The following is a 13,044-nucleotide window of genomic DNA, read 5'->3' on the forward strand; positions in this document are numbered from 1 at the left end:
TTCAACAGATGGACGCGCCATTGGCGCAGGAAAAGAAGCGTTTTGAAGAAATCCACCGCAGCACCCAAACCAGTCGTTCCGCTCTGGCGCCAGCAATTGCACTACCGGCTCAAGGAAGGTGCGTTGATCGCCATCGGCGCCCTGTGCCTGTTCCTGATGATGGCCTTGCTGACCTACGGCAAGGACGATCCGGGCTGGAGCCATAACAGCAAGATCGACGATGTGCAGAATTTCGGCGGTCCGGCCGGCTCCTACAGCGCCGACATCCTGTTCATGGTGCTGGGCTATTTCGCCTACATTTTCCCGCTGCTGCTGGCGATCAAGGCCTACCAGATCTTCCGTCAGCGCCACGAGCCGTGGCAGTGGAGCGGCTGGCTGTTCTCCTGGCGCCTGATCGGCCTGGTGTTCCTGGTGCTGTCGGGGGCCGCGCTGGCCCATATCCATTTCCATGCGCCCACCGGCTTGCCGGCCGGGGCGGGCGGCGCCCTGGGGGAAAGCCTCGGCGACCTGGCCAGGAACGCCCTGAACATCCAGGGCAGCACGTTGTTGTTCATTGCCCTGTTCCTGTTCGGCCTGACGGTGTTCACCGACCTGTCCTGGTTCAAGGTCATGGACGTCACCGGCAAGATCACCCTCGACCTGATCGAACTGATCCAGGGCGCCGTCAACCGCTGGTGGGCGGCGCGCACCGAGCGCAAGCAACTGGTGGCGCAACTGCGTGAAGTCGACGACCGCGTCCACGACGTGGTGGCCCCGACCACACCGGACAAGCGCGAGCAGGCCAAGGTCAAGGAACGCCTGATCGAGCGTGAGCAGGCGTTGAGCAAGCACATGTCCGAGCGCGAAAAACAGGTGCCGCCGGTCATTACCATGGCCCCGCCCAAGCCGCCGGAGCAGAGCAAGCGCGTGCAGAAAGAGAAACAGGCGCCGCTGTTCGTCGACAGCGCGGTGGAAGGCACCTTGCCGCCGATCTCGATCCTCGACCCGGCCGAAAAGAAGCAGCTCAATTATTCCCCCGAATCCCTGGCGGCCGTCGGCCACTTGCTGGAGATCAAGCTCAAGGAGTTCGGCGTGGAGGTCTCGGTGGACTCGATCCATCCGGGCCCGGTGATTACCCGTTACGAAATCCAGCCGGCCGCTGGCGTGAAGGTCAGCCGCATCGCCAACCTGGCGAAGGACCTGGCGCGTTCCCTGGCCGTGACCAGCGTGCGGGTGGTGGAAGTAATTCCCGGCAAGACCACCGTGGGCATCGAGATTCCCAACGAAGACCGGCAGATCGTGCGCTTCTCCGAAGTGCTGTCGACGACTGAGTATGACAACCACAAGTCGCCGGTCACCCTGGCCCTTGGCCACGACATTGGCGGCAAGCCGGTCATCACCGACCTGGCGAAGATGCCCCACCTGCTGGTGGCCGGTACCACCGGTTCCGGTAAGTCGGTGGGGGTGAACGCGATGATCCTGTCGATCCTGTTCAAGTCCGGCCCGGAAGACGCCAAGCTGATCATGATCGACCCGAAAATGCTCGAATTGTCGATCTACGAAGGCATCCCGCACTTGCTATGCCCAGTGGTCACCGACATGAAGGACGCCGCCAACGCCTTGCGCTGGAGCGTCGCCGAGATGGAGCGCCGCTACAAGCTGATGGCGAAGATGGGCGTGCGCAACCTTTCGGGCTTCAACGCCAAGGTCAAGGAGGCCGAAGACGCCGGTACGCCATTGACTGACCCGCTGTATAACCGCGAGAGCATCCACGACGAAGCGCCGCTGCTGCACAAGCTGCCGACCATCGTGGTGGTGGTGGACGAATTCGCCGACATGATGATGATCGTCGGCAAGAAGGTCGAAGAGCTGATCGCCCGTATCGCCCAGAAGGCCCGTGCGGCCGGTATCCACCTGATCCTCGCCACGCAGCGGCCGTCGGTGGACGTGATCACCGGCCTGATCAAGGCCAACATCCCGACCCGCATGGCGTTCCAGGTGTCGAGCAAGATCGACTCGCGGACCATCATCGACCAGGGTGGCGCCGAGCAATTGCTGGGTCACGGTGACATGCTCTACATGCCGCCCGGCACCAGCCTGCCGATCCGTGTGCACGGCGCGTTCGTGTCCGACGACGAAGTGCACCGCGTGGTGGAAGCCTGGAAGTTGCGCGGCGCCCCTGAATACAACGACGACATCCTCAACGGTGTCGAGGAAGCCGGCAGCGGTTTCGAAGGCAGCAGTGGCGGCGGTGACGACGATGCTGAAACCGATGCGCTCTATGACGAAGCGGTGCAGTTCGTCCTGGAAAGCCGTCGGGCCTCGATTTCCGCCGTACAGCGCAAGCTGAAGATTGGCTACAACCGCGCCGCCCGCATGATCGAAGCCATGGAAATGGCCGGGGTGGTGACGGCCATGAACACCAACGGTTCGCGCGAAGTACTGGCGCCGGGCCCGATGCGCGACTAATGACCCGGGCGGCCTGCTGAAGCGCCGCCCGAACCCCCACGACTTCATGAGGACTCCCATGCGCCTGATTCGCATGCTGCTGTTGCCCGTACTGGCCTTGTCTACTTTCTCGGCCCACGCCGGCGAAAAGGACGTGGCTCGCCTGACCCAGTTGCTGGGCGGCTCCCAGACCCTGACCGCACGTTTCTCCCAGCTGACCCTCGATGGCGGCGGCACCCAGTTGCAGGAAACCGCCGGCGACATGGCCCTGCAGCGCCCGGGCCTGTTCTACTGGCACACCGATGCGCCAGCCGAACAGCTGATGGTCTCCGATGGCAAGAAAGTCTCCCTGTGGGACCCGGACCTGGAACAGGTCACCATCAAGACCCTCGACCAGCGCCTGACCCAGACCCCGGCGCTGTTGCTCTCCGGTGACATTTCCGAGATCAGCCAGAGCTTCGAGATCACCTCCAAGGAGGCCGGTGGCGTGATTGACTTCACCCTCAAGCCCAAGACCAAGGACAGCCTGTTCGACAGCCTGCGCCTGTCGTTCCGCAACGGCCTGGTCAACGACATGCAACTGATCGACAGTGTCGGCCAGCGCACCAATATCCTGTTCACCGGGGTCAAGGCCAACGAGCCGATCGCGGCATCCAAGTTCAAGTTCGACATCCCCAAGGGTGCCGATGTGATCCAGGAATAAACCCCGGATCCCTGTGTGTGGGAGCGGGCTTGCTCGCGAATGCGGTGTATCAATCGACATTATTGTTAACTGGCACACCGCATTCGCGAGCAAGCCCGCTCCCACAAAGGCATCTTGGTACAGACCAAGACCAGCGGAGGTTTTGTCGTAATCATGGACCTGTTTCGAAGCGCCCCGATTGCCCAGCCATTGGCCGCCCGCCTGCGCGCGACCAACCTGGATGAGTACGTCGGCCAGGAACATGTGCTCGCCCGCGGCAAGCCTCTGCGCGAGGCCCTGGAGCAGGGCGCCCTGCACTCGATGATCTTCTGGGGCCCGCCGGGCGTGGGCAAGACCACCTTGGCGCGGCTGCTGGCGGAAGTCTCGGACGCGCACTTCGAAACGGTGTCGGCGGTGCTGGCCGGGGTCAAGGAAATCCGCCAGGCGGTGGAAGTCGCCAAGCAGCAGGCCGGGCAGTACGGCAAGCGCACGATCCTGTTCGTCGACGAGGTGCACCGGTTCAACAAGTCCCAGCAGGACGCGTTCCTGCCCTACGTCGAAGACGGCACGCTGATTTTCATCGGTGCCACCACCGAAAACCCCTCGTTCGAACTCAACAACGCGTTGCTGTCGCGGGCACGGGTCTATGTGCTCAAGAGCCTCGACGAAACGGCGATGCGCAAGCTGGTGCATCGGGCGCTGACCGAGGAGCGCGGCCTGGGCAAGCGGCATTTGAGCCTCAGCGATGAAGGCTTCCAGATCCTGTTTTCCGCCGCCGATGGCGACGGTCGACGCTTGCTCAATCTGTTGGAAAACGCCTCGGACCTGGCCGAAGACGACAGCGAGATTGGCGTCGAGCTGCTGCAAAGCCTGCTGGGCGATACTCGCCGGCGTTTCGACAAGGGCGGCGAGGCGTTCTACGACCAGATTTCGGCGCTGCACAAATCGGTACGCGGCTCCAATCCTGACGGTGCCCTGTACTGGTTTGCGCGGATGATCGACGGCGGCTGCGATCCGCTGTACCTGGCGCGGCGCGTGGTGCGCATGGCCAGCGAAGACATCGGCAATGCCGACCCGCGGGCCCTGAGCCTGTGCCTGGCGGCGTGGGACGTGCAGGAACGCCTTGGCAGCCCGGAAGGCGAACTCGCCGTGGCCCAAGCCATCACCTACCTGGCCTGCGCGCCGAAGAGCAACGCCGTGTACATGGGCTTCAAGGCGGCGATGCGCAGCGCCACCGAACACGGCTCCCTCGAAGTGCCGCTGCACCTGCGCAACGCGCCAACCAAGCTCATGAAGCAGTTGGGTTATGGCGATGAATACCGTTACGCCCATGACGAGCCGGACGCCTATGCGGCTGGCGAAGACTATTTTCCCGATGAACTCGACCCCCAGCGCTTCTACCAGCCGGTGCCTCGGGGCCTTGAGCTGAAGATCGGCGAGAAACTCAACCACCTGGCGCAACTGGATCGCCTGAGTCCACGGCAGCGGAGAAAACCTTGATCCCCTTGATACTGGCCGTTTCCGCTGGCGGCGTTGCCGGCACCTTGTTGCGTTTCGCCACGGGCAACTGGATCAATGCAAATTGGCCGCGGCACTTCTATACCGCGACGCTGGCCGTTAATATCGTGGGCTGTCTGCTGATCGGCGTTCTATACGGTCTGTTTTTGATTCGCCCGGAAGTGCCCATCGAGGTGCGGGCCGGGCTGATGGTTGGCTTTCTCGGCGGCCTGACGACTTTTTCATCCTTTTCACTGGATACGGTGCGCCTGCTGGAAAGCGGGCAGGTGCCGCTGGCCCTGGGCTATGCGGCCATCAGCGTATTCGGCGGGCTGCTCGCCACGTGGGCCGGCCTGTCCTTGACCAAACTTTGATAACGAGAGACCGACATGCTCGATTCCAAACTGTTACGTAGCAACCTCCAGGACGTAGCGGACCGCCTGGCTTCCCGTGGCTTTGCCCTGGACGTCGCGCGCATCGAAGCGCTGGAAGAACAGCGCAAGACCGTCCAGACCCGCACCGAAGCCCTGCAGGCTGAACGTAACGCGCGCTCCAAGTCCATCGGCCAGGCCAAGCAGCGTGGCGAAGACATCGCGCCGCTGATGGCCGATGTCGAGCGCATGGCGGGCGAATTGAGCGCGGGCAAGGTCGAGCTGGACGCGATCCAGACCGAGCTGGATTCGATCCTGCTGGGCATCCCGAACCTGCCTCACGAATCGGTGCCGGTCGGTGAAGACGAAGACGGCAACGTCGAAGTGCGCCGTTGGGGCACGCCGACCACCTTCGATTTCCCGGTGCAGGACCACGTGGCATTGGGCGAGAAGTTCGGCTGGCTCGATTTCGAAACCGCCGCCAAGCTGTCGGGCGCGCGTTTCGCCTTGCTGCGGGGGCCGATCGCCCGTCTTCATCGGGCCCTGGCACAGTTCATGATCAATCTGCACGTGACCGAGCACGGCTACGAGGAAGCCTATACGCCGTACCTGGTCCAGGCCCCGGCGCTGCAAGGCACCGGCCAGTTGCCGAAGTTCGAGGAAGACCTGTTCAAGATCAGCCGCGACGGCGAGGCCGACCTGTACCTGATCCCGACCGCCGAAGTCTCGTTGACCAACATCGTCGCTGGCGAGATTGTCGACGCCAAGCAACTGCCGATCAAGTTCGTTGCCCATACGCCGTGCTTCCGCAGCGAAGCCGGGGCGTCGGGCCGCGACACCCGTGGCATGATCCGCCAGCACCAGTTCGACAAGGTCGAGATGGTCCAGGTCGTCGAACCTTCGAAGTCCATGGAAGCCCTGGAAAGCCTGACCGCCAACGCCGAGAAAGTCCTGCAACTGCTGGAACTGCCGTATCGCACCCTGGCGCTGTGCACCGGCGACATGGGCTTCAGCGCGGTGAAGACCTATGACCTGGAAGTCTGGATCCCGAGCCAGGACAAGTACCGCGAGATTTCGTCGTGCTCCAACTGTGGCGACTTCCAGGCCCGCCGCATGCAGGCGCGCTTCCGCAACCCGGAAACCGGCAAGCCGGAACTGGTCCACACCCTCAACGGCTCCGGCCTGGCGGTGGGGCGTACCCTGGTGGCCGTGCTGGAAAACTACCAGCAGGCCGACGGTTCGATCCGGGTGCCCGAGGTGTTGAAACCCTACATGGGCGGCATCGAGGTCATCGGCTAAATGGACTATCTGCCACTGTTCCACAACCTGCGCGGCAGCCGCGTGCTGGTGGTCGGCGGCGGGGAAATTGCCTTGCGCAAGTCCCGCCTGCTGGCCGATGCCGGCGCGTTGCTGCGGGTGGTCGCACCCGACATCGAACCGCAGTTGCGGGAACTGGTCAGTGGCAGCGGCGGCGAGTGTGTCCAGCGCGGTTACCTGGAGACGGATCTGGACGGTTGCGTGCTGATCATTGCCGCCACCGACGACGAACCGCTCAATGCCCAGGTCTCGGCCGACGCTCACAAGCGTTGCGTGCCGGTCAACGTGGTGGACGCGCCGGCCCTGTGCAGCGTGATCTTTCCGGCCATCGTCGACCGCTCCCCATTAGTGATTGCGGTGTCCAGTGGCGGCGATGCGCCGGTGCTGGCGCGGCTAATCCGGGCCAAGCTGGAAACCTGGATTCCTTCGACTTACGGGCAACTGGCGGGGCTGGCGGCGCGTTTCCGCAATCAGGTCAAAGGTTTGTTCCCCGATGTCCAGCAGCGCCGGGCGTTCTGGGAAGAAGTGTTCCAAGGCCCCATCGCCGACCGTCAGTTGGCCGGGCAGGGCGGCGAAGCCGAGCGCTTGCTGCGGGAAAAGATCGACGGCCAGGCGCCGAACGCGCCGGGCGAAGTCTATCTGGTGGGGGCCGGGCCGGGTGATCCAGACCTGCTGACCTTCCGCGCCTTGCGCCTGATGCAGCAGGCGGACGTGGTGTTGTACGACCGCCTGGTGGCCCCGGCGATCCTCGAACTGTGCCGGCGTGACGCCGAGCGCATCTACGTCGGCAAGCGCCGCGCCGACCACGCCGTGCCCCAGGACCAGATCAACCAGCAATTGGTCGACCTGGCCCGCCAAGGCAAGCGTGTGGTGCGGTTGAAGGGCGGTGATCCGTTCATTTTCGGCCGTGGTGGGGAAGAAATCGAGGAACTGGCGGCCCATGGCATCCCGTTCCAGGTCGTCCCCGGCATCACTGCCGCCAGTGGTTGCGCGGCCTACGCCGGGATCCCGCTGACCCATCGCGACTACGCCCAGTCGGTGCGTTTCATCACCGGCCATCTCAAGGACGGCACCAGCGACCTGCCGTGGGCCGACCTGGTGTCCCCGGCGCAGACGCTGGTGTTCTACATGGGGTTGGTTGGCCTGCCGATGATCTGCAACGAGCTGATCAAGCACGGCCGTGCGGCGGACACGCCGGCGGCGTTGATTCAGCAGGGTACGACGTCCAACCAACGGGTTTTTACCGGTACCTTGGCGGATTTGCCAAGGCTGGTGGCCGAGCATGAAGTGCATGCGCCGACGTTGGTGATTGTTGGGGAAGTGGTGCAGTTGCGCGAGAAGTTGGCCTGGTTTGAAGGGGCTCAGGGGCAGGTCTGAAGACCGCGTCGCCCCCTTTCGCGAGCAAGCCCGCTCCCACATTTGATCGCGTTCAGCCGAAGAATCAAGGCCTACGCCGATCCAATGTGGGAGCGGGCTTGCTCGCGAAGAGGCCCTCAATTGCAACAAAGATCCCGGTTCAATCCCCAGCCCCACGCCAAATCCCTTTCCCACTCAACCGCTCCCGATCATGGGCCACGGTGAAATCCTGCTTCGGCCCCTTGGGCACGATCCCATTCGGATTGATGGTTTTGTGGCTGCCGTAGTAATGGCCCTGGATATGGGTGAAATCCACGGTTTCGGCAATCCCCGGCCATTGATACAGCTCCCGCAGCCAGTTCGACAGGTTCGGGTAATCGGCGATGCGCCGCAAGTTGCATTTGAAATGGCCGAAGTACACCGCGTCGAAGCGGATCATCGTGGTGAAGAGCCGGATGTCGGCCTCGGTCAGGTATTCGCCCGCCAGGTAACGACGGTTTGCCAGCAACGTTTCCAGCCAATCCAGCTCGGCAAATAATCGGTCGAAGGCTTCTTCGTACGCCGCTTGGGCCGTGGCGAATCCAGCGCGATAGACGCCGTTGTTCACCGCCGGGTAGATGCGCTCGTTCAACGCGTCGATCTCGCCGCGCAGGTGTTCGGGATACAGGTCCAGGTCGTTGCCGGTCAAGCCGTCGAAGGCGCTGTTGAACATGCGGATGATTTCCGCCGATTCGTTGCTGACGATGCGTTGTTGCTGTTTGTCCCACAGCGCCGGCACGGTGACGCGACCGGTGTAGTCCGGCGTGTCGGCGGTGTAGCGCTGATGAAGGAATTGCAGATCGTCGAGTTTGTCACCCGTAGAGCCGTGGGCCTTGTCGAAGGTCCAGCCGTTCTCCAGCATCAGGTAGCTGACCACCGACACGTCGATCAGGTTTTCCAGGCCCTTGAGCTTGCGAAAGATCAGCGTGCGGTGGGCCCAGGGGCAGGCCAGGGAGACATACAAATGGTAGCGCCCGGCCTCGGCGGCAAAGCCGCTCTCGCCGGAAGGGCCGGCGCTGCCGTCGGCGGTCACCCAATTGCGGCGTTGCGCCTGCTCGCGCTGGAAACTGCCATCCTTGCTTTCATACCACTGGTCCTGCCAGCGGCCCTCGACCAACAAACCCATCTGAATGTCCTCGCTCAATATTTATTGGAGACGAGTCTATTCCGATAGGTTCGAACTAAAAGCGCAAAGGTTGGGCGTTAATGATCGGTTAAATCGAACGGTCCCGTGCATCCCAATATTGCTGGGCTTTTTCGAACGCTGCTTCGCGAGTCATGCCCAAACCGCGCAAGGCCAACGCCATGGTGGCGATCAGCGCCAATTGCGGATAACTGTCTTCGACGTCACCACGCCAGATCGCCTTCAAGTGCTCGGGGTCGAGGCTCTCCGGTTTGACGTGGCGCTGCTCGGCCAGTCGCGGCCATTCTTCGTCCCAACTGGCGCCGCCGGTGGTGCCATACAGGTGGCTATCGGCGTCCGGGTTGATCTCGATCTCGCCGCCGTCGCCCTTGATTACGATGACGGTGTCACCGAGCAGGCCGCTGGCATCGCGATGCACGGCCTGGTAGCCCGGGTGGAAGATGCTTTGCAAGCCGCAACGAGCCGCCAGCGGATTGAGGATCCGCGCCAGGGAATGGATCGGCGAGCGCAGGCCCAGGGTGTTGCGCAGGTCGATCATCCGCTGCATTTGCGGCGCCCAATCCACCAGCGGCATGAAGGCCAGGCCGCCGTTGTCCAGCGCGCTGCCGACCTGTTGCCAATCCCGGCACAGCGGGATCCGCAGCAAGCCCAGCAATTGTTCGGTGTAGAGCCGCCCGGCGGTGTGAGCGCCGCCGCCGTGCATGAAGATCCGCACGCCGTTCTGCCCCAGGCATTTGGCCGCCAGCAGGTACCACGGCAAATGGCGCTTCTTGCCGGCGTAGGTCGGCCAGTCGAGGTCCACCGTCAACGCCGGAACCACCAGGCGCTCACGCAGGGCTTCGGTGAAGCCGGCCATTTCCTCGGCGCTTTCTTCCTTGTGCCGCAGCAGCATCAGGAAGGCGCCCAGTTGGGTGTCCTCGACTTTTTCATCGAGGACCAGGCCCATGGCTTCGCGGGCTTCTTCGCGGGTCAGGTTGCGGGCGCCGCGCTTGCCTTTGCCAAGGATGCGCACGAACTGGGCGAATGGGTGTTCGGCCGGGGTTTCAAGGGTCAGCGCTGGGAAGTCGGTCATAAGCAATTCGTCGGTTTGGGCAGGCCCGCCAGCTTGGCGGCGAGTTTGGCGGGAGTGCCTTTGAACAATCGGTTCAGGTGCAGGCTGTTGCCTTTGTCCGCCCCCAGTTTCAGCGCCGTGTATTTGATCAGCGGCCGGGTCGCGGGGGAGAGTTGGAATTCGTCGTAGAAGCCGCGCAGCAGTTGGAGGATTTCCCAGTGTTCGGGGCTCAAGTCGATGTCTTCGGCGCCGGCCAGGGCGGTGGCGACTTCGGCCGACCAGTCGTCCAGGTCGACCAGGTAGCCGTCCTTGTCCAATGCGATGGCGCGACCGCCCACGTTCAGCGTATTCATAGCCAGGTGTTGACCTTGTCGTGCTCGATCGACAGTTCGACGAAACCTGAGTAGTTGATGGCTTCGGCCCAGTCTGGCGTGTCCAGGGCGCGGGCCTGTAAGTCTTCGGCGAGCACGAACAGGCTCACGCCCGCAGCCTGAAGCACTTCGAACGGTGGGCTGCCCGGTTGCAACGCGTACGTCGCGTCGCCGCACAACAGCAGCGCATCCTGATTGCCCAGTACCCGCAGGCAACTGGCGAGGCGGTTGTCGCCGAAGGGCGAATGAGACAACACATGCAAAGTCGACATCAGAGGGTGATCACCTGGTCGTAGCGGTCGATGAGCGCGGCGATGTCCGCGGCGCCCAGTACTTTCACCTCGCCCAGCGCCAGGGCATCGGTGGCGACGCCGCGTTCGGCGGCGCTGTCGGCGCAGAGAAACAGGTCGTCGACACCGAACATCGGCAAGGCCTGCAGGTTGGCGCTCAGGTCCTTTTGCTGGACGGCCTTGGCGTTTTGGCCGGCGCTGAGCTGGAACACGCCGTCATCGAGAAACAGCAGGCCGATGGGCAGGTCGAACGCCCCGCCGGCGAGGACGATGTCCAGCGCTTCACGGGCGCCGGGGCCGGACCATGGGGCTTGGCGGCTGATCAGCAGTAAAGACTTGGCCATCATGCGCCTCCAAAACAGATCAAGCGGTCGGCGTCCTGGATTGCGTCGTGCAACTGGCCCAGCCCGGACAAGGCCCAGGGCGCTTCGACACTGGCTGCCGAGCGCTGGTAGCGCTGGGCCTCTTCCTCGTTCAACACGCCACGGCGCAACGCCGCGGCGATGCAGACCACGCCGTCGAGCCGGTTGTCGCTGACAAAGGCGCGCCACTGCTGGGGCAGGTCCTGCTCGTCCTGGGGCGTGACGACACTGGCACAGGCGTTGTAGACGCCGTCCCGATAGAAAAACAGCCGTACGATCTCATGCCCACCCGCCAGCGCCGCCTGGGCAAACAGCAAGGCACGGCGCGAGGAGGGCGCATGAGTGGCGGAAAACAGCGCAATGGCGAACTTCATGACAGACCCGATCAGCAAAACTGCGGCCATGATAAAGCTTTATGGGCGGTGGGGCGATTGCCAGGGAAGGGTGAGATTTTTTGGGGGTTAACCCTGTGGCGAGGGAGCTTGCTCCCGCTGGGCTGCGCAGCAGCCCCTGGATCCGGCAACGCAGTGTCAGGTTGAATGAGTTGCTTTTTTTAGGCCTGCTGCGCAGGCCAGCGGGAGCAAGCTCCCTCGCCACAAGGGTTCAGTGCTTGGCCTTTAGGCCATTGAGCTCGCAATACTCGGCCCACTCCATCCCCGCCATTTCCGCCACTTCCTTATGCACCTCCAGGCGCTGGGCCTGGTAGTCCTCGGGCGAGGCGGCGGTCAGTTGCAGGGTCAGTTCCCAGGCAAACAGCCCCAGGCGCTCGGCCTCGGCTTCGAACGCTTCATGCAAGCGCTCGGCGCGGTACTGCGTGGCGGTCTCGCCCTTGGCCTGGGCCAGCAGCGGGTTGAGGTGGTCCAGTTCGTGGCGCAGTTCGGGGCGCTCATCGAGAAACCGTTCCAAGGCTCGTTCGTGTTGCTGTTCGGTTGCCGCCATGGTCACTCCTTGGGGGACAGGGCGCGACAGAGTGCGTGAATCGGCGTTCGCTGTCGCGGGTAAATTTCAGTAAAGCAGCACGATGGCTGGGGCCGCAGTGCTACAGTCCGTTTTTTTCTCGATGAGTGAACGCAATGCGAATGTTGACCGTGGCCCTGGCCGCCACCTTGCTGGCCGGCTGCGCGGGTTCGGCGATGAATGAAGCCCGGACCCAGGCCCCTTACAAGACCCTGAGCTCGGACAAACCGGAACAGGTCGTGGCCCAGTGCGTGCAGTTTTCCTGGCAGGACGAGGCAGTATTCGGCGTTGATGCCGGCGCCTACCTGCAACCGGGCAAGAAGGGCGGCTCGACGGTCTATACCCGCTCCGCCGAATCGTTTGTCGATTTGCACGCCGGTGCGACGGGCACCGAGTTGAGTTATTACGCCAAGCAAGACGACTTCGTGGCCAAGCGCCGGTTGGCGGCGTTGGCGACTTGTCTTTAAGCAATCCGAATTGAAAACCGGATCGAGTGTGGGAGCGGGCTTGCTCGCGAAAGCGGTTAATCATTCAACATTGTTGTCGACTGATTCTCCGCCTTCGCGAGCAAGCCCGCTCCCACAGGATCAGTATTTCAATGGGCCTGAGTCAGGCGCTTCTGGAAGAAGAAGTGCTGGTGGCCCGGCGGGTAGTCGTCGATCTGGCCGATTTCCGTGAAGCCGTGTTTGCGGTAGAACGCCGGCGCCTGGAAGTCGAAGGTGTCGAGCCAGATGCCCACGCAGTTTTTCTCCCGGGCCAATTCTTCGGCCATTTGCATCAGGGTCGAGCCGGTGCCCTGGCCCCGGGCCTGTTCCGGCACGACCAGCAATTCGATGTACAGCCAGCTAAAAAACACTCGGCCGTACAGCCCACCGACAATTTCCCCCTGTTCATCCCGCACCAGCCAAGCCACCAGTTCCGGCACCGTCCCGCCGGTCTTGGCGGTGTTATAGGCGCGTAGCGGCGCGAGGATGGCCTGGCGTTCTTCGTCGGTGGGTGTGTCCGTGCGTTCGATTCGTAGCGTCATCGGCGATGTCCTTATGCAGTCAAGATGAACCGCAGGAGCCTATCCCAAAGGTTGCCTTGACGTCATCCGGTTGACTTGAAACGGGCGAATTACCCAAACCCAGCCATACTGAAATGTCCTGAAACATCCACTCGTCAAAAAAAGTCGGAGCAA

General features: G+C 63.0%; 15 protein-coding genes. 7 read left to right on the forward strand and 8 right to left on the reverse strand.

Features of this window, described 5'->3' with window-relative positions; genetic code table 11:
• Positions 1 to 42 precede the first annotated feature (42 nt).
• From M1D99_RS10720 to cysG, 6 genes are all read left to right on the forward strand, one after another.
• Entirely contained in the window at positions 43 to 2,448 is a 2,406-nt protein-coding gene (locus tag M1D99_RS10720) for a DNA translocase FtsK (RefSeq protein WP_458131750.1), read from the forward strand.
• 58 nt (positions 2,449 to 2,506) lie between these two features.
• Positions 2,507 to 3,130: an outer membrane lipoprotein chaperone LolA gene (lolA, locus tag M1D99_RS10725; RefSeq protein WP_458131751.1), complete on the forward strand. Its 624-nt coding sequence runs from the start codon at positions 2,507 to 2,509 to the stop codon at positions 3,128 to 3,130.
• 153 nt (positions 3,131 to 3,283) lie between these two features.
• Positions 3,284 to 4,609, forward strand: coding sequence for a replication-associated recombination protein A (locus M1D99_RS10730; RefSeq protein WP_186710181.1), 1,326 nt, complete (start codon positions 3,284 to 3,286; stop codon positions 4,607 to 4,609).
• Positions 4,606 to 4,980 carry a fluoride efflux transporter CrcB gene (gene crcB / locus M1D99_RS10735; protein WP_018608522.1) on the forward strand — a complete coding sequence of 125 codons (375 nt, stop codon included), beginning with the start codon at positions 4,606 to 4,608 and terminating at the stop codon, positions 4,978 to 4,980. The genes M1D99_RS10730 and crcB overlap by 4 nt, the downstream gene beginning before the upstream one ends.
• 15 nt (positions 4,981 to 4,995) lie before the next feature.
• Positions 4,996 to 6,276: a serine--tRNA ligase gene (gene serS, locus M1D99_RS10740; protein WP_053185694.1), complete on the forward strand. Its 1,281-nt coding sequence runs from the start codon at positions 4,996 to 4,998 to the stop codon at positions 6,274 to 6,276.
• Positions 6,277 to 7,671, forward strand: coding sequence for a siroheme synthase CysG (gene cysG, locus M1D99_RS10745; RefSeq protein WP_434575177.1), 1,395 nt, complete (start codon positions 6,277 to 6,279; stop codon positions 7,669 to 7,671). It abuts the gene before it with no gap.
• 139 nt (positions 7,672 to 7,810) lie between these two features.
• Here the strand turns inward: cysG and M1D99_RS10750 are convergent, their stop codons facing one another.
• The 7 genes from M1D99_RS10750 to M1D99_RS10780 all read right to left on the reverse strand — a co-directional run bounded on the left by M1D99_RS10750 (position 7,811) and on the right by M1D99_RS10780 (position 11,846).
• Positions 7,811 to 8,815, reverse strand: a complete 1,005-nt coding sequence (locus M1D99_RS10750) for a glutathione S-transferase family protein (protein WP_458131752.1) — start codon at positions 8,813 to 8,815, stop codon at positions 7,811 to 7,813.
• An 88-nt stretch (positions 8,816 to 8,903) separates the two neighbouring features.
• The gene (locus M1D99_RS10755; protein ID WP_458131753.1) at positions 8,904 to 9,905 is read right to left on the reverse strand and encodes a glycosyl transferase family protein; all 1,002 of its coding nucleotides are present in this window, start codon (positions 9,903 to 9,905) and stop codon (positions 8,904 to 8,906) included.
• A complete protein-coding gene (locus M1D99_RS10760) occupies positions 9,902 to 10,237 on the reverse strand; it encodes a TusE/DsrC/DsvC family sulfur relay protein (RefSeq protein ID WP_458131754.1) in 336 nt (111 codons plus the stop codon). Before M1D99_RS10760 ends, M1D99_RS10755 begins: the two co-directional genes overlap by 4 nt.
• A complete protein-coding gene (gene tusB / locus M1D99_RS10765) occupies positions 10,234 to 10,527 on the reverse strand; it encodes a sulfurtransferase complex subunit TusB (RefSeq protein ID WP_186710187.1) in 294 nt (97 codons plus the stop codon). The genes M1D99_RS10760 and tusB overlap by 4 nt, the downstream gene beginning before the upstream one ends.
• The gene (gene tusC / locus M1D99_RS10770) at positions 10,527 to 10,889 is read right to left on the reverse strand and encodes a sulfurtransferase complex subunit TusC (RefSeq protein WP_186710189.1); all 363 of its coding nucleotides are present in this window, start codon (positions 10,887 to 10,889) and stop codon (positions 10,527 to 10,529) included. The genes tusB and tusC overlap by 1 nt, the downstream gene beginning before the upstream one ends.
• Positions 10,889 to 11,281: a sulfurtransferase complex subunit TusD gene (gene tusD / locus M1D99_RS10775; RefSeq protein WP_458131755.1), complete on the reverse strand. Its 393-nt coding sequence runs from the start codon at positions 11,279 to 11,281 to the stop codon at positions 10,889 to 10,891. The genes tusC and tusD overlap by 1 nt, the downstream gene beginning before the upstream one ends.
• Before the next feature lie 229 nt (positions 11,282 to 11,510).
• The gene (locus tag M1D99_RS10780; RefSeq protein ID WP_186710191.1) at positions 11,511 to 11,846 is read right to left on the reverse strand and encodes a DUF6388 family protein; all 336 of its coding nucleotides are present in this window, start codon (positions 11,844 to 11,846) and stop codon (positions 11,511 to 11,513) included.
• A 134-nt stretch (positions 11,847 to 11,980) separates the two neighbouring features.
• Here M1D99_RS10780 and M1D99_RS10785 point away from each other — a divergent pair, with 134 nt between their 5' ends.
• A complete protein-coding gene (locus M1D99_RS10785) occupies positions 11,981 to 12,331 on the forward strand; it encodes a hypothetical protein (RefSeq protein WP_186730893.1) in 351 nt (116 codons plus the stop codon).
• Positions 12,332 to 12,459: 128 nt separating this feature from the next.
• On the opposite strand, the gene M1D99_RS10790 is transcribed toward M1D99_RS10785, so the two are convergent.
• A complete protein-coding gene (locus M1D99_RS10790) occupies positions 12,460 to 12,891 on the reverse strand; it encodes a GNAT family N-acetyltransferase (protein ID WP_458131756.1) in 432 nt (143 codons plus the stop codon).
• Positions 12,892 to 13,044: the final 153 nt, after the last annotated feature.

Source organism: Pseudomonas sp. R3-41 (assembly GCF_054161485.1).

Coding starts and splice junctions, on each gene's coding strand:
- lolA (WP_458131751.1), top strand. CDS start 2,507: ATGCGCCTGATTCGCATGCTGCTGTTGCCCGTACTGGCCTTGTCTACT.
- M1D99_RS10730 (WP_186710181.1), top strand. CDS start 3,284: ATGGACCTGTTTCGAAGCGCCCCGATTGCCCAGCCATTGGCCGCCCGC.
- serS (WP_053185694.1), top strand. CDS start 4,996: ATGCTCGATTCCAAACTGTTACGTAGCAACCTCCAGGACGTAGCGGAC.
- cysG (WP_434575177.1), top strand. CDS start 6,277: ATGGACTATCTGCCACTGTTCCACAACCTGCGCGGCAGCCGCGTGCTG.
- M1D99_RS10750 (WP_458131752.1), bottom strand. CDS start 8,815: ATGGGTTTGTTGGTCGAGGGCCGCTGGCAGGACCAGTGGTATGAAAGC.
- M1D99_RS10755 (WP_458131753.1), bottom strand. CDS start 9,905: ATGACCGACTTCCCAGCGCTGACCCTTGAAACCCCGGCCGAACACCCA.
- M1D99_RS10760 (WP_458131754.1), bottom strand. CDS start 10,237: ATGAATACGCTGAACGTGGGCGGTCGCGCCATCGCATTGGACAAGGAC.
- tusB (WP_186710187.1), bottom strand. CDS start 10,527: ATGTCGACTTTGCATGTGTTGTCTCATTCGCCCTTCGGCGACAACCGC.
- tusC (WP_186710189.1), bottom strand. CDS start 10,889: ATGGCCAAGTCTTTACTGCTGATCAGCCGCCAAGCCCCATGGTCCGGC.
- tusD (WP_458131755.1), bottom strand. CDS start 11,281: ATGAAGTTCGCCATTGCGCTGTTTTCCGCCACTCATGCGCCCTCCTCG.
- M1D99_RS10780 (WP_186710191.1), bottom strand. CDS start 11,846: ATGGCGGCAACCGAACAGCAACACGAACGAGCCTTGGAACGGTTTCTC.
- M1D99_RS10785 (WP_186730893.1), top strand. CDS start 11,981: ATGCGAATGTTGACCGTGGCCCTGGCCGCCACCTTGCTGGCCGGCTGC.
- M1D99_RS10790 (WP_458131756.1), bottom strand. CDS start 12,891: ATGACGCTACGAATCGAACGCACGGACACACCCACCGACGAAGAACGC.